This window comes from Paenibacillus sp. J31TS4 (genome assembly GCF_018403265.1).
In the GTDB taxonomy this organism is placed as follows: Bacteria; Bacillota; Bacilli; order Paenibacillales; family NBRC-103111; genus J31TS4.
The window spans coordinates 84,859-104,948 of record NZ_BOSI01000003.1 but is presented as its reverse complement, the minus strand read 5'-3'; the positions used below and the strand labels follow the sequence as shown (position 1 = coordinate 104,948).

At 51.0% G+C, this 20,090-nt stretch carries 19 protein-coding genes; 14 read left to right on the top strand and 5 right to left on the bottom strand.

All coding sequences use genetic code 11. From position 1 onward, the window contains the following. The first annotated feature begins 21 nt into the window (after positions 1 to 21). The 7 genes from KJS47_RS15405 (at position 22) to KJS47_RS15375 (ending at position 7,675) form a co-directional block, all read left to right on the top strand. Positions 22 to 1,155, top strand: a complete 1,134-nt coding sequence (locus tag KJS47_RS15405; protein WP_213525966.1) for a glycosyltransferase — start codon at positions 22 to 24, stop codon at positions 1,153 to 1,155. Then, positions 1,152 to 2,249, top strand: a complete 1,098-nt coding sequence (locus KJS47_RS24415; RefSeq protein ID WP_213525965.1) for an EpsG family protein — start codon at positions 1,152 to 1,154, stop codon at positions 2,247 to 2,249. The genes KJS47_RS15405 and KJS47_RS24415 overlap by 4 nt, the downstream gene beginning before the upstream one ends. A gap of 19 nt (positions 2,250 to 2,268) precedes the next feature. Then, positions 2,269 to 3,357 (top strand): glycosyltransferase family 2 protein, encoded by a 1,089-nt coding sequence (locus KJS47_RS15395; protein ID WP_213525964.1) that lies wholly within the window; start codon positions 2,269 to 2,271, stop codon positions 3,355 to 3,357. Beyond that, on the top strand, positions 3,354 to 4,466 hold the full coding sequence (locus KJS47_RS15390) for a glycosyltransferase (protein ID WP_213525963.1): 1,113 nt from the start codon (positions 3,354 to 3,356) through the stop codon (positions 4,464 to 4,466). The genes KJS47_RS15395 and KJS47_RS15390 overlap by 4 nt, the downstream gene beginning before the upstream one ends. A 65-nt stretch (positions 4,467 to 4,531) precedes the next feature. Continuing rightward, positions 4,532 to 5,830 (top strand): flippase, encoded by a 1,299-nt coding sequence (locus KJS47_RS15385; RefSeq protein WP_213525962.1) that lies wholly within the window; start codon positions 4,532 to 4,534, stop codon positions 5,828 to 5,830. A gap of 23 nt (positions 5,831 to 5,853) precedes the next feature. Continuing rightward, positions 5,854 to 7,161 carry a UDP-glucose dehydrogenase family protein gene (locus KJS47_RS15380; RefSeq protein WP_213525961.1) on the top strand — a complete coding sequence of 436 codons (1,308 nt, stop codon included), beginning with the start codon at positions 5,854 to 5,856 and terminating at the stop codon, positions 7,159 to 7,161. Positions 7,162 to 7,192: 31 nt separating this feature from the next. After that, positions 7,193 to 7,675 (top strand): VanZ family protein, encoded by a 483-nt coding sequence (locus tag KJS47_RS15375; protein ID WP_213526323.1) that lies wholly within the window; start codon positions 7,193 to 7,195, stop codon positions 7,673 to 7,675. A 38-nt stretch (positions 7,676 to 7,713) separates the two neighbouring features. On the opposite strand, the gene KJS47_RS15370 is transcribed toward KJS47_RS15375, so the two are convergent. Then, complete coding sequence (locus KJS47_RS15370; protein WP_213525960.1) at positions 7,714 to 7,875, bottom strand: hypothetical protein; 162 nt, start codon at positions 7,873 to 7,875, stop codon at positions 7,714 to 7,716. Between the two features lie 588 nt (positions 7,876 to 8,463). On the opposite strand from KJS47_RS15370, the gene KJS47_RS15365 reads away from it, so the two are divergent. The 3 genes from KJS47_RS15365 to KJS47_RS15355 all read left to right on the top strand — a co-directional run bounded on the left by KJS47_RS15365 (position 8,464) and on the right by KJS47_RS15355 (position 11,129). Further along, the gene (locus KJS47_RS15365; RefSeq protein WP_213525959.1) at positions 8,464 to 8,616 is read left to right on the top strand and encodes a hypothetical protein; all 153 of its coding nucleotides are present in this window, start codon (positions 8,464 to 8,466) and stop codon (positions 8,614 to 8,616) included. 195 nt (positions 8,617 to 8,811) lie between these two features. Next, positions 8,812 to 10,077 carry a sensor histidine kinase gene (locus tag KJS47_RS15360; RefSeq protein WP_213525958.1) on the top strand — a complete coding sequence of 422 codons (1,266 nt, stop codon included), beginning with the start codon at positions 8,812 to 8,814 and terminating at the stop codon, positions 10,075 to 10,077. 224 nt (positions 10,078 to 10,301) lie between these two features. Then, positions 10,302 to 11,129 (top strand): SPL family radical SAM protein, encoded by an 828-nt coding sequence (locus KJS47_RS15355; RefSeq protein WP_213525957.1) that lies wholly within the window; start codon positions 10,302 to 10,304, stop codon positions 11,127 to 11,129. A gap of 221 nt (positions 11,130 to 11,350) precedes the next feature. Here the strand turns inward: KJS47_RS15355 and KJS47_RS15350 are convergent, their stop codons facing one another. Then, positions 11,351 to 12,406 carry a metallophosphoesterase family protein gene (locus KJS47_RS15350; protein WP_213525956.1) on the bottom strand — a complete coding sequence of 352 codons (1,056 nt, stop codon included), beginning with the start codon at positions 12,404 to 12,406 and terminating at the stop codon, positions 11,351 to 11,353. Between the two features lie 197 nt (positions 12,407 to 12,603). Here KJS47_RS15350 and KJS47_RS15345 point away from each other — a divergent pair, with 197 nt between their 5' ends. Further along, on the top strand, positions 12,604 to 13,965 hold the full coding sequence (locus tag KJS47_RS15345) for a sodium-dependent transporter (RefSeq protein ID WP_213525955.1): 1,362 nt from the start codon (positions 12,604 to 12,606) through the stop codon (positions 13,963 to 13,965). Between the two features lie 290 nt (positions 13,966 to 14,255). Here KJS47_RS15345 and KJS47_RS15340 read toward each other — a convergent pair whose 3' ends face one another. Further along, positions 14,256 to 15,497: an Nramp family divalent metal transporter gene (locus tag KJS47_RS15340; RefSeq protein WP_213525954.1), complete on the bottom strand. Its 1,242-nt coding sequence runs from the start codon at positions 15,495 to 15,497 to the stop codon at positions 14,256 to 14,258. Between the two features lie 541 nt (positions 15,498 to 16,038). On the opposite strand from KJS47_RS15340, the gene KJS47_RS15335 reads away from it, so the two are divergent. Together KJS47_RS15335 and KJS47_RS15330 are read left to right on the top strand one after the other, a co-directional pair. Further along, positions 16,039 to 17,319 carry an ArsB/NhaD family transporter gene (locus KJS47_RS15335; RefSeq protein WP_213525953.1) on the top strand — a complete coding sequence of 427 codons (1,281 nt, stop codon included), beginning with the start codon at positions 16,039 to 16,041 and terminating at the stop codon, positions 17,317 to 17,319. 21 nt (positions 17,320 to 17,340) lie between these two features. Further along, positions 17,341 to 17,631: a hypothetical protein gene (locus KJS47_RS15330; protein ID WP_213525952.1), complete on the top strand. Its 291-nt coding sequence runs from the start codon at positions 17,341 to 17,343 to the stop codon at positions 17,629 to 17,631. 167 nt (positions 17,632 to 17,798) lie between these two features. On the opposite strand, the gene KJS47_RS15325 is transcribed toward KJS47_RS15330, so the two are convergent. Next, positions 17,799 to 18,362: a hypothetical protein gene (locus tag KJS47_RS15325; protein ID WP_213525951.1), complete on the bottom strand. Its 564-nt coding sequence runs from the start codon at positions 18,360 to 18,362 to the stop codon at positions 17,799 to 17,801. Positions 18,363 to 18,667: 305 nt separating this feature from the next. Further along, positions 18,668 to 19,324: an aminotransferase gene (locus KJS47_RS15320; RefSeq protein ID WP_213525950.1), complete on the bottom strand. Its 657-nt coding sequence runs from the start codon at positions 19,322 to 19,324 to the stop codon at positions 18,668 to 18,670. Positions 19,325 to 19,679: 355 nt separating this feature from the next. Here KJS47_RS15320 and KJS47_RS15315 point away from each other — a divergent pair, with 355 nt between their 5' ends. Next, positions 19,680 to 19,970, top strand: a complete 291-nt coding sequence (locus KJS47_RS15315) for a YerC/YecD family TrpR-related protein (protein ID WP_213525949.1) — start codon at positions 19,680 to 19,682, stop codon at positions 19,968 to 19,970. Positions 19,971 to 20,090: the final 120 nt, after the last annotated feature.

Sequence of the window (20,090 nt, the reverse complement as noted above, 5' to 3'; positions counted from 1 at the left end):
TATTATGGAGGAGTTGTCTTTTTGAAGGTCTTACATATAGCATGGCTTGATAATAATAAATCAAATGGCGTATCTGTTATAGTTCCAGGCCATGTAAAATCTCAATGTATATACTCCACTGTTGCTTTATTGAACTGTTCGAAAATTGATATAAGAAATAAAGAAGATGTAGTGGGTTATACTTACTTCTCATTGGATGATTGTCCCGACGGAAATATTTCTAAAATATTGGGGTTTGAAAAACCGGATATTGTTATATTTCATGGCATCTACTTTTTCTACTATTTTAGAGCAGCCAAATATTTGATTGAACAAAGCATTCCTTATGTCATTACCCCACATGGTAGTCTAACTAACTCAGCTCAACTCAAGAAGAAATATAAAAAAATTGTAGGTAATTTTCTCTTTTTTAACTACTTTATCAAAAATGCTTCCGCTTTACAGTACCTTACAGAAAGGGAAAAAGAGGATTCCCTAGATTTTAATATTAATTCATTCGTTTGCGGTAATGCAATAGAATTAGGGGCCATAGAAGTAACAAGAGGTTTAAAAAATGATAATTCTTTTAATATATCCTATCTCGGCCGATTAGATCCTTATCATAAAGGAATAGATATATTACTAGAGGCTTGTAACAGAATATCAAGTTTTATGCGGGGAAATAATATTAAATTATTTATAAATGGGCCTGATGATAATGGTGGAAGAAAAAAAATAGGAAATATTATTAATAAATATAACTTGGAGGATATTGTAACTCTGGGAGACGCTTTATACGATGACCAAAAACGCAAAAAGTTGTGTGAAAGTGATTTGTTTGTTTTGACTTCACGCTTTGAGGGTCAGCCGCTTGCTGTTTTGGAAGCTTTATCCCTTGGAGTTCCTGTATTATTAACTCCCGGTACCAATATGGCTGATGACATCGAAAAGTATAAGTGTGGATGGAAGGCGGACTTTAGTGTCGATGGTATAGCAGAACAAATTATTAATGCATATAGGGCGAGAAGCGAGAGGGAATTATATACTAAAAATGCATTAAAGTATATAGCTGATAAGTATTCCTGGAGTAATGTTTCTAGGAGGGCTATTGAAGAATATGAAAAAATAGTAAATGCAGTAAATACAGTAAATATAGAAAGGGTTACTACCTGGTGATCGTATATGGATCGGCTTTAACTTTCATTTGCTTAATAGCTGCCATTTTTTCTAGTAGAGGATGGGGGAAGACAAGTAAAGTTATATTTCTGTTTGTATCATTTTTGATACTATTTGGAATCTCCGGATTTCGTGCACACAATATTGGTAACGATACAAATTCATATATAAATTTCTATGAAATAGTAGGGTATTCCTCTTTAGACTATTTGTGGGATTTCTATTATGAAAAAGGGTTTGTCCTGCTAAATAAATATTTGCATATAATTTCCGATAATAGCCAAGTGTTATTGATTACTACAAGTTTTATAATAATTAGCTCCATGATGGTCTTTATCTACAAAAACTCAAATATAGTTTGGTTAAGTGTGTATTTATTTATTGTTATGATGTTTTTCTATAGTTCGATGAATATAATGCGGCAGTATTTAGCCATGTCCTTACTAGTACACAGTTTTAATTTTGCGCACAGGAAAAAGCCAGTCCAATTTTCTGCCACTATTCTACTTGCTACTCTTTTTCACAAATCTAGCATTATCTTTGGCTTGGTTTATTTCCTGAACAAAATAAAATTCAGTTATAAAATATTGTGTCTATTTTCCCTAGTTGTCATCTTATTGTTCAATTGGTTCTATCCTTTTATTGAATATATAATGATAAAAACAAATCAATATGGAGGTTATACTAGTTATTTCGACAGCAATAAGATGGGAAACATTATTAATGCTGTTGTTTACGGAATGATATTCGTTTTCGGATTGTTTATTAAGTATTACAAGGAATCAGAACCAGAGGCAGTAAAACGAGAAAACGCAGTAAGAGGAAAAGGTAATTTACTTACATTAATAGCTATGATTACTGTCGGAATAGCTATTCTATCTATACGAATGAGTATATTAGGTAGAATGGTCGAGTACTTCTCTATTTTCCTAATAATTTTTTTACCAAATATAATTTCAGTAATAAAGAAAAAGAGTATTAGGATAGTTAGTATTATTTTAACTGTAGTATTCTTCTCATTCTACAATATAATTATTTTTGTTTACAGGCCTGAATGGTATCAAGCCACCCCGTTTTACTTTTTTGTTAATTAAATAAACTCAGGAGGACACTGTGAAGTCTCCCTTTTTTAGTATTATCATACCTATGTTTAATGCGGGAAAGACAATAGGTTCATGTCTTGAGTCACTAATAAATCAAAGTTTTAAAGACTTTGAGATAGTAATTATTAATGATGGTTCTATTGATAATAGCCAACTCATCTGTAAAGAATTCTTGGCTGATAAGCGAATTAATCTAGTATACCAAAAGAATCAAGGAGTAAGTGTTTCCAGAAATAGGGGGATATCTCTATCTTCGGGAAAATACGTAGTCTTTGTTGATGCAGATGATTGGATAGAGCACGATATGCTTGAAGTTTTTTACTCTTATATTGTAAAGTCTAACTCTGATATCCTTATTGGAGGTATAATTTTTGATTATATAAATTATAGTAAATATCTTGGCGTTAAAGAATCAATGTGGGGAAGTAATACATCTACTATTAGGGAGATGTTACTTTCATTAGATAAATTGAATTTAATAGGTTATAGCGGTGGAAGGGTAATAAAACGAGAAATCATTAAAAAAAACAACATATGTTTTGACCCGATAGTAAAGAATATGGAAGACTTTTTGTTTAATTGCAAGGTATTGTTTAATTCTAGATCGATTTGCATAATAAACCAAAATAAGTATCACTACATCGTTAAAAGTAATTCGTTAAGCTCTAGCTATTCACCCGAGTTATATGAGACGTTTAATGAGATAAGCAAATTGTTAAGTCAACTGTTCGCTAAACACAATATTGACTCCCTCCTGTTGAATAACACTTATGTTCTTGGCATTCAAACCTGTGTCCATAATATTTATCAATCGGGAAGTCCGCTGGATCGTAAACATAGGATCTCCTTCCTTGAGGAAATACTTAATGAGAAAAAGGTTCAATATGCTCTTTCTCGATATGATAATAAGAAGGATGTCTTTACTAAGATATTTTGTTTTTTATATAGTATAAATGACGCAAATATCATGGATAGTGCTTACAGAGCTCTATTTTGGTCCCGAAATAAGTTTAAAAACACTTATAATATGTTTCGAAAAATAATTTTTAGAAACAAAAGAGAAATATATGAAGTAGAAAGAGTGAGAGAGAATATATGAGAGGTTATTATTTAGTTTCGATTTCAAAAGAAATCATGCATAAGAAATATGAAGGTGTGGCCAAAAAGATACATTCGCAAATAGAAATATTTAATGGCGAATCTTTATATACGAAACTATATTGTTACGAAAGTAAAAATAGTTTCCTTTTTAAAGTGGCAAGACACCTACCTTTCAATTCATTTGTTTTTGAAAAGAAATATAATAGCGAATTTAATGGATCGGATTTTATTTATATTAGAAAAATGGCATTTGATATAGATTTCATACTACTTCTTAAAAATATAAAAAAAAATAACCCGAGAATTAAAGTGGTTATTGAATTGCCCACATACCCTTATGATAAAGAAAGAAGCCGCCGGATTATATACTTCGCATCAAATATCAAAGATGCGTTTTATAAGCATAAATTAAAAAAGTATGTTGATAGAATTGTAACCTTTTCAAATGATGATATTATATTTGGAATTCCTGCTATTAAGTTATCAAATGGAATAGATTGTAATAGAATTACATCTAAAAAACCAAGTGACGCAAAAGAAATTCATGTAATTGCAGTTGCAATGTTGTCATTCTGGCATGGTTATGACCGATTTATAGAAGGCCTAGGATTGTACTATAAATCAGGAGGAAAAAGGGATGTTGTATTACATATAGTGGGAGATGGAGATGTTATTAATTTTTATAAAAACAAAGTCCATGAATATGGACTACAGGATAAGGTTTTCTTTCACGGTAAATTGTATGGTCCCTCATTAGATGAACTGTATGATCTATGTGAAATTGGTCTAGATGCCATGGGGAGGCATAGAAGCGGAGTATATTATAACAGCAGTTTAAAAGGAAAGGAATATCTAGCTAAAGGATTGCCTATAGTCTCAGGGGTAGAAACAGAGTTAGATTATATCAAAGATTTTAAATATTATATGAGGGTATCAGCTGATGATTCTCCGATAAATATCAAGGAAATAATAAGCTTTTACGACAGCGTTTATGTTGGTAATAGCAAAAACAAAGTCATTTCGGAAATAAGACGGTATGCGGAAAAAAACTTTGACCAAAAAGTATGTATGCAGCCACTAGTAAAGTACTTGTCAAGCGGAAATTGAAAAGATATAGAAACCAAGGAGGAGAAAATCTTATTATAAAGGTTGGAGAGAATGGAAGGAAGTTGTTGAATAATACAACTTGGATGCTGTTCGACAAGGTAATAAGGGGAATTGTAAATTTAATTTTATTAATGTTAATAGCTAGATATTTAGGACCCAACAATTACGGTTTGCTAACCTTTTCTTTATCAATAATAGCTATTTTTTCAGTAATAAGTAGTCTAGGGCTAGAGGGAATCATTATAAAATACTTTGTAAGCGACCCTCAAAACAAGAGTGTTATTGTAGGCACGTGCATTATTCTTCGAACCGTATCTTCTGCTTTGTCAATAATAGCTATTTTGATCTTTATTATTATACTACAGCCCGAAGATAAATCAGTATTTTATATCGCATTTGTCCAGTCTCTTAGTCTGCTATTTTCCTCGCTTGATGTGATAGACTTTTGGTTCCAGTCTAAACTTCAATCTAAATATATCTCGCTAGCCAGAATAATATCCACTACTTTGGTCACTGTTTTTAAGTTAATGCTAATAATGTTTAACTCTGGCGTATTTTTATTTGCATTGACCAGTAGCGTTGAAGTGTTAATAGTATCAATTATTATTTTTGGAGTATATAGAAAATATAACAGTGAAAGATTGCTCTTTTCTTGGGAACTTTCCAAGAATATATTGTCTCAAAGTTATCACTTTATAATTTCAGGTTTACTTATATCACTGTATACACAGATGGATAAAATTATGATTGGAAAAATGATTAACCAAAGTTCTGTTGGAATATATTCAGCTGCAACTACCCTATCAGACTTGTGGATAATAATTCCGATAACAATCATAAATTCTGCAAGGCCTATAATCATGGAGTCTTTTAACAAAGATAAGGTAAAATACTTGAGACAATTGAAACAACTCTATTCCATAGTTATTTGGCTGGGGATTATTGTAGCATTACTATTTAAAATTTTTGGAAGCATACTTATTCATATGTTTTACGGAATTAGCTATATTGAAGCAACAGAAATTCTACAAATTACTATATGGTCATCGTTGTTTGCATTGCTTGGTGGGATAAGGGTAATATGGTTAGTCTGTGAAGATAAGGTGAAATACAATAAATATTGCGTTGGAGTAGGAGGAACTGTAAATTTGCTAATGAACTTCCTTACTATTCCTATTTGGGGTATTAACGGAGCGGCCTTTTCAACGTTAATAGCCCAGGTAATTGTACAACTTATTGCTCCTTTGTTTTTTAAAGAAATGCGCATATCTGTTAAGCATTTGATTGAGGCTCTATTACTGTATGATAATTTTTCATTGAAAATAAACAAATTTCTTAATAACGTAAGGCGCTTTAACCAATAACTAGATGAATGTGGGAAGATAAAATGAGAATATCGGTAATTGGTACTGGCTATGTTGGATTGGTGACAGGTGTTTGCTTGGCTGAAATTGGACACACCGTAACTTGTGTTGACGTCGATTCGTTCAAAATTAAGATGTTAAAAGAGGCTAAATCGCCAATATATGAACCACTCTTGGAAGATCTAATGTTAAAAAACATATCTAATGGAAAATTGTACTTTACGGACAGTTATTGTGAAGGAATAAATGACGCAAAGGCGATATATATCGCTGTTGGAACCCCACCTAAAGATGATGGAACAGTAAATCTAGAATATTTAGATGGCGTAGTTAATACTATTTCTGAACACATAAGTGAATATACTGTGATTATAACTAAAAGTACTGTTCCAGTCGGGACTAATAAGAGAATAATGGAGTGTATCTTACAAAAGAAAGTTGACAGGTCTTTATTTGATATAGTTTCTAATCCTGAATTTTTGCGTGAGGGGTCCGCTGTTCAAGATACTTTTAAAGCTGATCGAATTGTTATTGGTACTGACAGTGAAAAAGCAGCTAAACTAATGGAAGAAATAAATGGTCCCTTTGAGGTCCCCATCTTTAAGACTGACCTTCAGAGTGCTGAATTGATTAAATATGCTTCTAATGCATTCCTAGCGACCAAAATAAGTTTCATTAACGAGATTGCAAATTTATCGGAGAAGCTAAATGCGAACATAGAAGACGTTTCAAGAGGGATGGGGCTTGATAAGAGAATAGGTAGTAGTTTTTTGAACGCTGGAATTGGTTATGGTGGTTCGTGCTTTCCTAAGGATACTAAAGCTTTAGTTCAAATTGCAGGTAATGTTAGACATGAATTTGAATTACTTAAATCAGTCATAAATGTAAATAATAATCAACAACTTGTGTTAGTAAGCAAGGCGAAAAAACGTTTTGGCTCACTAAATGGGCTTAATATAGCTGTTTTAGGCTTAGCATTTAAACCTAATACAGACGATATGAGAGAGGCTGCATCAATAAAAATAATACAACAACTACTAGAGGAGGGAGCAAATATTGTTGCTTATGATCCTGTTGCCATAAATAAAGCAAGGGAACATATTTCAGGAAATCTTCAATATACTACTGATCTCAAGGCAGCAGTTAATAACTCGGATTGCATTTTTATATTGACAGAGTGGGACGAAATTAAGAATGTTAATTTATCTGAGTGGAATAGCTCCCAACGAAAGATAATTATTTTCGATGGAAGGAATTGTTACCCGCTTGATAAAGTTCGTTTATTAGGCATTGAATACCATTCAATTGGAAGACCAATTATTAATGGATAAATATTAGCGGAACAAAAGAAGGTGAAGCCCCATCAAACGCCTACTCTACCTGATCCCGCTCCTGGCGTGGCTGTTCCTGATCTTCCACCTGTCCTCGCAGCCGTACAAGGTCCAGAACATCCAGCCCTTCTTGAAGGAGAAGGTGTCGGAGCAGACGCTGAGGCAGGTGGTACCGGATGTGACCTTCCGGTACCACAAGTCGGTGGTGGACGCCAAAAGGAACCCGTACGGCTTCGTCGAGTTCCTCTTCCGGAAGGCGGCTCACTTGTTCGTCTACGGGATGCTCGCGGTGTTCGCGTTCGTCGCGCTGCTGCCGTATCGGGGGCATGTGGCGGCCAAGGCCGCGTTCGTGCTGGCCGCTGTGGCAGCCACGGCGCTGGTGGACGAATGGAATCAGCTGCAGCGGGGAGGGCGGACCGGGGCCATCCAGGATGTCTTCGTTGATTTAACCGGGGCTGCGGTGGCGCTGCTGGTGGTGCTCTTGCTCGTCAAGAGCCGCCGGCGCGCCCCGTAGCCTTTTTTGCGTTTCGCCGGCCGCTCACGCTTCCTCGCTCACGCTTCCTCGCTCTCGCTCCTCATCAGCTTGAGCAGAATCTGCTGCAGTTCGTGCACGTACGGCCGGAGGGTCGGATCCGGCGCCGGCGCGGCGGTGGTCTCGACAAACTGTCGCAGGTCCTGCAGGAACTGCGACAGCCTCGGGTGCGGCTCTCCCACCTGAAGGGTCCCTCCTTTTCTCTACTCTTTGGCGTTTCCTCTACCGTATGCCGCCTGGCCCGTGTCGGCTTTGGCATTCACCCTAGCTTGTTCGCCTTTTTTTCTTGGCTTCGCTTTTCGCTGCCGGCTGCTTAGCAGACTTGGGTTCCGGGCAGACTGGGTGCTAGCGGGGGTTTCTGCCGCTGCTTCTAATCGCTGCTGGGGAGGAATGGGGTTTGCTTAAAGGATTGGCATGGGGCGTCACGCTCAGTGTCCCGCTCTGGCTCGCCTTGTGGGGCTGGGTGCTGCTGCTGTCGGATTGGCTCGGATAATCCCGGGAGTCCTAGGGGATTGGCGAAATTTGGCAGGCAAATTGGCCTTTTTCGGCTACAGACAAGTCCCCGCTGGCTCAGCTAGGATAGAGTAGGGATCCGCTTTATTTTTTTGAAAGCGGTTTACTTCATTCGCCGTTTGGGTATGTAGTTTGACAGAAAGCCTGCCGATATATAGAGGGAAGTGGAATAAAATGGATGTCTTCTCCATACTCTTGACCATCGGACGGGCCGCTCCGCCAGGTGTCTGGCGGTGAATGGATGGAAGGGGAGAAGAATGCTGAAGGAGATCCGGATGATCTGGCACCGGTTTTGGTTTCGTCTCTATATGACGCTGCTTCAGGATTGTCTCGACGCCCGGACGCGGGCCAGGCTGCTGCAAAAGGCCGACTTTCATAATTGCTGGCTGGTACTGAACAAGGGGGCCTGACCGAGCCGTTCTGTTTCCGCTTCGCGTTGCAACGCTATTGTCTTCCGTGAACCGGATTTTATGGAATTGTTTAACAATGTGACATATTTCTCTGTTCTCCTCATCCCGGGAGAATGGTATATTCAGGTGGATTGCTAGTGTCCATCACCCTGGTTTTCGCTTCCACAATCCGGAAATGAGGCAACCGTCATATACTTGAAAGATTTGATTAATCAGCTCGTCTTCGTCGCGGCCCCGATCCTGGCCTACCAGGCTTGGCTGAAGCCCCAGCCGGCGGAGTCGATGTCTTTCCTGCAGCGGGTTCTCCTGTTTGTGCTGGGTGCGGGCTCGATGGTGCTGTGCCTGCTGTTTCCCGTCCATCTCGCCTCCGGCTACCGCGTGGATCTCCGGCTCGTGCCCATGACTCTCGGGTTTCTGTACGGAGGCCGGCTGAATGGGAGCCTCCTGTTCCTCCTCTACGTGGGGATTCGGCTGCTTACGGGAGAGACGGGCCCGCTAACCGCTTCGCTGCTCATCTATCTGTTCCTGCTCGTGCCCTGTTACCTGTTTGCGCCCCGGTTTCAAGCCGCTACCCGCGCCGGGCGCTTCCGATTCACCCTCGGCCTCGTGCTGTTGGCCCTCCCGATCCGCATTGCCGTGCTGACCGTCTTTCAGCCCGATCTGCTCTACTCCCAGCCGCTCCTCATGCTCGGGCTGTTTCCGTTCTTCCAGGCTTGCGGCATGTGCCTCTCCGTCTATCTGGTCGAGATGACGCGGGAGAAGCAGCAGCTGCAGCTGGAGCATGCGCTTGCGCTGCGCAACCGCGCGGTCGGGCAGATGGCGGCGGCGGTCGCCCACGAGATCCGCAATCCGCTCACGGTCGTCAAAGGCTTCCTGCGTCTGCTTGAGCGCCAGCGGGAACTGCCCGAGGACAAGCAGCTGGAGTATCTCGTTCTTATGCAGACCGAGGTCGACCGGGCGGATCAGATTATTCGGGACTATCTGTCTCTTGCTAAGCCGGACCCCGGTCCCCTCGAGCCGCTGAGGCTCGTAGAGGAAGTGACGGCGGTGCTGGACGAGCTCGCCGCCTATGCGGTCAACCACGGCGCGACGCTGAGCTTCGAGAACGATCTCGCCGACGAAGTGGTTTCCGGCAACCGGGAACGGGTTCAGCAGCTGTTCGGAAACTTGTTGCAAAATGCAATAGAGGCGATGCCGGATGGAGGGAAGGTCTACATAACGGCTACACGCGAGAAGCAGATGGCGGTTATCCGCATTCACGACGAAGGGGTCGGCATGACGCAGGAGGAGCTGGAGCGGCTCGGCACCGCTTTTTATTCGACCAAGGAGAAGGGCACCGGGCTCGGACTCATGGTCAGCTACCAGATCGTTGAAGCGATGAACGGCAAGCTCAAGGTGCACAGCGTCAAGCACCAGGGGACGACCTTCACGCTGGCGCTTCCGCTCGCGTCCCCCGCTTGAGGGGACAAGCTGCCGCTCCCGCTTCGCTCCGTCGAGGTGTGCCTCGCCTCGTCCACCCGCTTTAGTACGGAGAAGCTGTTTGCCATAAACGAATGCAGGACCCCCGGCCCGTCCGGAGGGTCCTCGCCCGTTTCCGCCCGCACGTCTGCGTCAGTATCGAGAGGAGGCGGGGAGCCAGGCGGCCGCCGGGGAGAAAGTCTAAAGAAGGAAGGGAGGGGACCGGCATGGGCAGAGAACCGATCGTCGAGACGCGGAAGGAGCCGAAGCGGCTCCTCAATCCGGCAAGCGGCTTCCTGGAAGGCTACACGTATACGCTGAATCCGTATGCGGGCTGCACGTTCGCCTGCTCGTACTGCTACGTGCGGCAGATGCCGGTAGCGCTGTTCCGAGGCATGCCTTGGGGCGGCTGGGTGGAGGTCAAGACGGGCGCAGGCGCGCTCCTGCGACGCGAGCTGAAGCGGGCCAAGGCGAAGGGGCCGGTGACGATCTTTTGCTCGTCGAGCACCGACCCGTACCAGCCGGCGGAGGCCAAGGAAGGCGTCATGCGCGCGCTGCTCGAGGCGATGATGGACGAGCCGCCGGACTTCCTGCTGCTGCAGACGCGCAGCCCGCTCGTTACGCGCGACATCGATCTGCTCCGCCAGCTTGGCGAGCGGGTGCGCGTCAGCGTGACGGTGGAGACGGACCTCGAGCCGGTCCGCCGGGCGTTCACGCCCTATGCGCCGCCGATCCAGGGACGTCTCGCAGCACTCCGGCGGCTCGCCGAGGCGGGCGTGCCGACGCAGGCGGCGGTCGCTCCGGTGCTGCCCTCGAGCCCGGCGTTCGCCGAGCGGCTCGCGGCCGTCGTCCCGCGCGTCGTTGTGGACGACTACTTCATGGGAGACGGCAGCGGCGGGCGGCGCACGGCCAAGAGCGGGGTGGCCGCGATCTATGCCTCACTCGGCTGCGAGGCCTGGTACCGGCCGGACGCGTACGTCGGCGTGCTGGAGGCGATGCGGGAGGCGTTCCCGCCCGGGCAGGTCAAGGTGAGCCGTGACGGCTTCCTACCGTAGCGGCTCTCAGCCATGCGGCGGCGGCTGGCCCGCACGCGAAAAGGCCCTTCCCAATAAGGAAGGGCCTGCCTCGTGAACGGCTGAGCTTGGCGGAGGGCGGCCACAGAAGCGCGGACAAAGGCTTCCGGTAATGGAGCCTTTGGGCTTGGGCTCGTGAAAGCCCCCGTGGCTCAAACAGCCGGCTCCGCGGGATACCCCGAGGATAGGGTGTGGAATGCCGGTCAGCCGCCCGCGGTGTACGGGATCGTCCAGTCGGCGCTGGCGATCCAGGTGCCGTCGCCGAACTCCCGGCCGCGCACGTGAATCTCCCGTTCATAGAGCTGGATGTACATACCTTGGGACAGACCGGTCGTCCGCAGACGGCCGACTGTCGAGTTAGTGAACCAGTGGAACGTCGCGTGCTGCTGGTAATGGTTCTCCGAATTGAAGTCCCGGTGCGTGTGACCGGAGAAGACGAAGACGTTCGGATACGGCGCGAGAATGTCGCGCAGCTCGTTCGCCCGGATGACCCGGTGGGTCGCACCGTCCGAGCCGACCGGCGGCAGCGGCTGGTGGATCATGACGACGATAGGGCCGCCCTTGGGCGCGCGGGCCAAGCCGTCCTTGAGCCAAGCGAGCTGGGCGTCCGAATACCACGCGCCCTCGCCGACTTCCGGCTTTTCCTGCTGGTACGCCTCCTGCGACAGCAGGAAGACCGGGATGCCGTTCGCGTCGAACTGGCTGTACGGCTTCTCCAGCTTCAGGAAGCTCATGAACCGCTCCCGGGACTGGGCGTCCGTCTTGCCGTTCGGCTTGGTCTCCGTCGCGAAGGCGCCGGCGCTGTTGATCCATATGTCATAGTAGTCGTGGTTGCCCATATTGGCGTATACAGGCGGCAGCTTGAAACCGTTCAGCACGGTGCGCAGCTGGCGGTAATCGCTCTCCATGCCGTAATCCGTCAGGTCGCCGCCGAGAACGATCGCGTCCGCCGGCGTCTCGGGCTTCTGGGTATCTGCCAGTGCTTTTTTCAGCTTGTCTGATGTGCTCGGGTCATAGGTCGTAATGTGGAGATCGCTGAGCAGCCAGAGGGAAGCGACGAGCTTGCCCGGTCCCTGCGGCGTCGGAGTTGGCGTTGGGGACGCGGGAGCGGGAGAGGGCGAGGGGCTGCCGGCCGGTCCGGCGGCGGCGCCGGTCTCCTCGGACGAGGAGCGGGTCAGGTAGCGGTAGAGGGAAGCGGCTCCGAGCGAGGCGGCGACGAAGACGCCGGCTGCCGAGCGCAAAAATTGCCGTCGATTCATGGTTCACTCCGTTTCACTTACTAATGGTTGGGTACTATCATCATATCCGGAATGGAAATGGATGGCAACGGACAAGCGGTGAAAAATGGCGCCGCCCGGTAAACTGTCATTTTCCACTTGGCGGAATGGACACGCTATAGGTACAATGGAACACGTTCGTTTAGCAATTAGACATCTAGACACGAGGGGTTGGCAGCATGACAAAACAAGCAAGCGAATCACGCGCCGGGGAGCGGTTCAGCTCGACGGGCTTCATCATCGCCGCGATCGGCAGCGCGGTCGGGCTCGGCAACATGTGGAAATTCCCTTATATCACCGGCAAATACGGGGGCGCGGCCTTCTTCCTGGTCTTCATCATCTGCCTGCTGCTGGTCGGGCTTCCGGTCCTGCTGGCGGAGATGGCGATCGGCCGGGGCGGGCGGGGAGACGCGGCGACGAGCTTCCGCAATCTGTCCCGGAACAAAGTCTGGAGCGGCTTCGGCTTCCTGTCGATCGTCGGCTCGTTTATGATTCTGTCCTTCTATGCCGTGGTGGCCGGCTGGACGCTGAAATACGGGCTGCAGTCGTTCACCGGCTCGCTCTATGCCAATCCGGACTACGCCGCCGTCTTCGGCGCGTACGCCGGCAGCCTCCAGCCGATCGCCTGGCAGGCGCTTGTCCTGCTTCTGACCGGCTGGGTCGTCGCCCGCGGAGTCTCGGGTGGCATCGAATCGTTCAACAAGGTGCTCATTCCAGGGCTGCTGATCCTGCTCATTATTCTGATGATCCGGGGCTTGACGCTGCCGGGAGCCGGGGCGGGCGTCTCGTTTTTCCTGGAGCCGGATTTCTCCAAGCTGACGCCGACCTCGATCTTGGTGGCGCTTGGCCATGCGTTTTTCTCCCTGTCGCTCGGGATGGGAACGATGCTCACGTACGGGGCGTATGTGGACCGGCGACAGTCGCTCGGTTCGGCGACGCTCGCGATCGGGGCCGGCGATCTGCTGTATGCCCTGCTGGCGGGGCTGATCATCTTCCCGACGTCGTTCGCGTTTGGCCTGGAGCCGGCGCAGGGACCGGGACTCATCTTCGCCGTCCTGCCCGCCGCGTTCGCCTCCATGCCGCTCGGCGCCTTCTTCGGCGGCCTCTTCTTCCTCCTGCTGGCGATCGCCGCCATTACGTCGACAGTGTCGCTTCTGGAGGTTTCGGTGGCGTACTCCATGCGCCGCTGGAGTTTCAGCCGTCCCAAGGCGACAGCTCTCACGGCAACCGCCTGCTTCCTCGTCGGCATTCCCGCCGCGCTTTCGGTCGGCGGCCCGCTCGGCGATCTGGTTATTGGCGGACGGACGTATTTTGACTGGCTGGACTTCATCGCATCCAACATCATCCTGCCGCTCGGCGGGCTGGCCGTGACGCTGTTCGTCGGCTATGCGTGGAAGCGGGTCGGCGATGAGGTTGGGCTGAGCGCCCTCTGGTTCCGCATCTGGCTGATCCTCGTCCGCTACGTCGCGCCGGTGCTCGTCGTCTTCGTCTTCCTGTTCTCGACAGGCATTTTCCGCGTCCTGTTCGGCTGGGGCGAGTAAGCGCAAGGAAAGATCGCTGGCTGCACGGCCTTAGATTGGTAGCAGTTCGGTCCTCGAAACATAGTGGCACTATAAAAAACGGACACCTGCTTAGGCAGGTGTCCGTTTGATTTTCTCGGGGCAGGTGGAACGGCTCGCGCCCCTCTTGGCTCATCTCGTGGCAGGAGGATAGCCCGCGTCCTCCTGCCTTTTCTCGGGTTGGCGGGGCGACTGGGGACGAGAAGCGCTTCCGCTTCTCGTCCCCTTCGGCCATACCCTCTGCGACGTGAGCAGTCCCTTTCAAAGCTCTTTTACTTGAGCAACTCCAGCAGCTGGCTGTACGACAGGTACAGCAGCCAGACGGTAGCGAGCACCGCCAGCACGTTCGTGACCGGATGGTTTTTGAACGAGCCGATGACGTTCTTGTTGTTGCCGAGCAGGAGCAGCACGACCGCAATGAGCGGAGCGCCCAGCACTGTGGTCGCCTGCGCGACGACGATCAGCTGGATCGGATTGGCCTTCAGCACGACGGCAATCAGCGTACTAACGACGAGCAGAATCGTGCTGAGCACTTTGACGCTCCGGTCGTTCAGCGTCCGGCCCCAGCCGAGGCCGTCCGACAGCATCATGCCGCCGAGCACGGCGTTGGCGACGAACGAGGAGAACGAGGCCGCGAACAGACCGAGCAGGAACAGCCATTTGGCGAGCGGCCCGAGCAGCGGCTCGAGCTGGACGGCCATGTCGACCGCGCTATCCACCTTAATGCCCTTGGGCGCCAGGACGGCGGCCGACGTGATCATGATGATCATGCTGAGCAGGCAGAGGATGGCGATGCCGACGAGGGCACTGGCGTTGCTCTTGCGCAGGTCGCCGAGCCTCCAGCCCTTGCCCTGCACCATGTAAGCCTGCCCGGCGGCGCCGGCGATGCTGAAGCTGGTCGCGGAGATGGCGATGACGAGCCCCCACATCTTGGGCGCGGTCGGGACGACGCCCGCCGCCAGCGCGCCGAGATCCGGCGTGATTTTGAACAGATTGCCGACGAAAGCGATGATCATGAGAATGACCATCAGCATCATGATCTTCTCGAGCATCTGGTAGAAGTTGCTGGACGTCCACAGGAAGACGAGCGTAATAGCGAGGAAAATGCACGCCCACAGCGTGATGCCTCTGCCGAACATCGCGTCGAACGCGAGGCCGACGCCGACGTTGTTGCCGGTCTGGAAGCCTCCGGTGATGAGGAAGACGCAGAGGCCGATCAGGAAGGCCAGCCAGCGGCCGTAGTTCCGGCTTACAAGCGTAAGCAGCGACTCTTCGTTCAGGCACCCGATTTTGCCGGCGATGACCGTATAGGTCGACATGAAGATGGCGGCGGCGAGGACCGCCCACAGAATCGAATATTCCAGCAGAGCGCCGGATTTGCTGCTGACGGTGATGCTGCCGGGTCCGAGAACGGTCGCCGCGGTAATGAACCCGGGACCGAGCAGGGCGAGGAATGCCTTCCAGCCTCCGATTTTTTGAATGGACTGACCTGTATCCGTTTTCAATTGACTCATCGACGGGATGCCTCCTATGCGAAAATAGTCTTGGTGCTTGCGCACCTTTAGCCGAATCATAGCAGATAACAATCGGTCGAAAAAAGTCTTTAAGTCGTCTCGAAATGTGGAGAAAAGAGGGGGAAAGGATCGGGAGGAAAGAGGGGGCGACTGGCGGGGAAAGAAATGAAAAATGAATACGGGGACTTGGACGAGGGACAAACAGAGGGAAATGAGGCGGCCAGCCCCGTCGGCGCCGAACAACCTTCCTTTACAGCAAATTCCCCCTCATGCTATAATGAACCTCGGATTCCGGACGGGGAGACCGTCCGTGATGCAAGCAACTGCCAATTCGGCGCGGACGATGCAAGAACCCACGAGGACGCATGTCTAACGCGCGGCCATCAATTGCATAGAGAACACATGGAGGAGCCTGCCACCAGCGGGCTCTTTTTGCGTTTTTTCGGCACGCGACCGGGGTTCTCATCGTTTGGGGCGGATTGGAGCAACTTAGAAACAGAGGCAGGCGTTCCAAAAACCTGCCGGACAGAGGGGGAGAGACATGGATCAGCAGGCCATCGGCGCCATCGTATTGTTCTTATTGACTTATGCGTTCATCGTGGCGGAAAAAATCCACCGCACCATCATCGCCATGACCGGCGCGGTTCTCGTCGTGATCCTGGGACTGGTGGACCAGGAGACGGCCATCCACCACATCGATTTCAACACGCTCGGCCTCCTGATCGGAATGATGATCATCGTCAGCATCACGGCGGAGACGGGGCTGTTCAGCTTCATCGCCATCAAGGCGGCCAAAGGGGCCAAGGGCGATCCGGTCCGGATCCTGCTCCTGCTGGCGGTCATTACGGCGTTCGGCTCGGCCTTTCTCGACAACGTCACGACCGTGCTGCTTATGGTGCCCGTCACCTTCAGCATCACGCGGCAGCTGAAGGTGCCGCCCGTTCCGTTCCTGATCGCGCAGATCATCTCGGCGAACGTGGGCGGGACGGCGACGCTGATCGGCGACCCGCCGAACATCATGATCGGCAGCGCCGTCAAGGAGCTGACCTTCATGGCGTTTCTGACGAACCTTGCGCCGATCATCATCGTCATCCAGCTGCTGCTGCTGCCGATCTTTGTGTTCCTGTTCCGCAAGCAGATCGCCACGACAGACGAGCGCAAGGCGAAGCTGATGGCGATGGATGAGAAATCCGAGCTCGGCGACCGTTCGCTGCTCACGAAGTGCCTGGTGGTGATGGGACTTACCATTCTCGGCTTCTTCCTGCACCAGACGTTCCATCTGGAATCGGCGACGGTAGCTCTGGCAGGGGCATTCCTGCTCCTGCTCCTTACCGGCGAAAAATGGATGGAGCACGCGCTCCACAAGGTCGAGTGGCCGACGATCTTTTTCTTCGTCGGGCTGTTCGTCCTCGTCGCCGGCCTCGTCGAAACGGGAGTCATCTCGAGGCTTGCGACCGAAGCGATCGAGCTGACGGGCGGCAACGTGACGTCGAGCGCGCTGCTCATCCTGTGGCTGAGCGCGCTGGCGTCGGCTTTTCTCGATAACATTCCGTTCGTCGCCACCATGATTCCGATGATCCAGGAGATGGGCAACCAGGGGATTCAGAACCTCGAGCCGCTCTGGTGGAGCCTCGCGCTCGGCGCGTGTCTCGGCGGCAACGGTACCCTAATCGGCGCCAGCGCCAACCTGATCGTCGCGGGCCTTTCGGGTAAGGAAGGGCATCCGATCAGCTTCGTGCAATATTTGAAGATCGGCTTCGTCGTCATGCTGTTCACCGTCGTCGTAGCGAACATCTATCTGTATCTGAGGTATTTGCTCTAAAGAAGAGAGGAGGCGCCGATCATGGCCAAGCTAAAGTACGACTATGACCCGAGGGTCCTCGACATCGGAGAGAAGGCAGACCAAGGAGACGTAGAGTTCCAATTCCGCATCCTGCAGGACAAGGAGCGCGGTCTGGCGTCACTGCGCCGCATCCGCGACAGGTTCCACGACAACCCGATCGTCACCGACGTGCTGTTCTACCAGCAAGACAACGGCGAGGTGCAGGTGATCGTGAGGGGCGACTTTTATGAAGAATTCATCCTCGCGCTCATGAAGCACCGGCTGCTGCGCCGGGTTTGGTGGGAGGAGTAGATGGGGCGGGCCTTTGGCTCGCTGAGGAAGACTAGAGGGCGGTACGTCTGCTGGAGAGGCGGGACTGGCGATCGAAGTCATACCGTATGACAAACCGAAGGCAAACAAAAACGAGCCGGCTTCGCATGTGCGAGGCCGGCTCGTTTTTGTTATGGAGAAGCATGATGCTATTTGCCCTTTTCGCGCTCGACGGCTCGTGCGTTGCCGTACGCTTCCCAGAACTGCTCGCCGGTCTGGAAGTCGTACCAGAGCATATGATCGCGTGTGCCCTTTTCCTGGGCGAACCAGGCAATCTTGCCCGAGGTATAGTCGTAAGGCGATATGTATAGGAAGTCGAGTTCCGACTCGGGAATTCCTTTCTTCGCGAGCTCGGCGAGAATTTGATCTCGGGGCTTGCCGTCCTTTGTCAAAACGGACCCGTACTCCTTGATCTCCCCGGGCTTGCCGGCTAGCCAGACGACCTTCTCCTGGCCGCTTGCATCCTTGCCGGTAATCATCATGAAGCTTGGCCCGCCTGGGTGAATGGCCTGCGTCTTGTCGACGGTGGCCAGCAGCTTGCGGTCCTCCACATAGGCGCGCGCGGTCTCTTCCGAAGGAATCGCTCCTCCCGACACCTGCTGCTGCGCCGGATCCCGGTTGATCCCATAAACCAGCAAATAAACGGCTCCCACCACTACGACTATGAGAATCGCCATAATGAGCGTCGCTTTCATCGTTACCGAAGCTTTCAACGTACACAACCTCCTTATCTTCTCCCATTTTATCAGATCGTCCCTCATGCTCCTAGATCCGGATTGTGGCGGTTTGAAGGAGGAAAAAGAGGCGGGGATGCTTGTCCGCCCGCTGGGAAGGCGTAAGGCCGCCAGAAGGGATGGCGGCCTTGCGGCCGAGCGCCGGGGTGCCGGCGAGGGCACCGAGCGGGCGCCCAGGGGCGCAGCTGCGCCAACTTGCCGGCGTGGCGCTGAGCGGGCCGGCCAGGGACGCAGCCGAGCGCCGGGGTGACGTGTGCGCCGTGCGGGCGCCCAGGGGCGCTCCGCTAGCGCCGCCGCGTGCGGGCGCTGCCGCGTCGAGCGGCGGGCCGCGTGCCGGTGCGCCGGCGAGCGCCGGCAGCCGTGCCTCTGCGCCGCCTGCGCCTAGATGCCCGCCCGGTGCCGCCGGGCGCATCCTTCGTCGCGGCTTTGGCGCCCAGCGAGCCGAACAAGAGCTTCAGCATCGGGCCCATCTGCTGCATGGTGGAAAAGATCTTTTGCACCTTGGTCATCGTGCCGAGGATGCCGTCGACGCCGCCCATGCGGTCCACGACGCCCTTGATCTGATTGAAGTCGAGCTTGCTTCCCCCTCCGCCTCCGCCAAGCAGGGCGCCGAGCCCGCCCCCGCCTCCGCTGGGAGCTCCCGCACCGGGAGCGGCGCCCGGAAAGCCTGCCCCGGGGGCACCCGGGAATCCGCCGCCAAACCCGCCGCCGAAGAAGTCCCCGCCTCCGCCGAAGCCCCCGCCGAACCCCCCGCCGAACCCCTGTGCCGGCGGTCCGCCGCCCCACATGCCGGGCTGGCCCAGAGCGGATGTGCTAGGAGCTCCGCCATTGAACAATCCGCGGGTATAGGCGACCTGCTGCTCCGGATAGTGACCGGAGGCCGGATAGCCGCTGTAAGGCGGGATCGGCTGACCCGAGCGCGCCATGTCGATTCGTTTCATTTCCTCACAACCCTCTTCTTTATTATAGTGACCAATGAGCGGGCCGCGCCGGAATCGGCGCTGTGCCTGGTGCCGGCCCTTTTTTGCCGCAAGAGCCGGTTGTCAAATTTGACCGTGCAAAGAGTTCGGCGAAAACAGAACCGAACCGCTTCACTATAGGGCCTATTTTGTTTATAATCTATGTGGTGGGCAAATGTTTGGATTGGACGTCTGTCACGGGTTATGGAATGTTTTTGGGATTTAGCCCACTAACGCGTAGCTCGTTTACTGTTTCTCCTTCATAAAGGAGGAATCGCGCCAACAGCTGTCGAATGAAACAGACCAAGACCGAACGGAAAGAAGGAGAACCAACTTTATGCAGCTCAAAAAGCTAAACGACAAAGCGATCGATCAATTGTTTGAAGCGATCCTTACTCTTAAAGACCTCGAGGAATGCTATGTTTTCTTCGACGATCTGTGCACGGTCAATGAAATCCAGTCGCTCTCCCAGCGCCTTGAAGTGGCGCGGATGCTGCGGAAGGGGTACACGTACAACCAGATTGAAGCCGAAACCGGCGCGAGCACGGCGACGATTTCCCGGGTCAAGCGTTGTTTGAATTATGGCAACGACGGGTATAAAATGTCACTGGAGCGCTTGGGGCGTTAACGGCATAGCGGACAAGAGCAAGATCGAGTCACGGGCAATCCCCTCCATGCTGGAGCGGGATTTTTCGTGCTTAGGAGGCTTGCCGGACACTGCCCAGACGGTGGCCGCAAATGGGGCCCA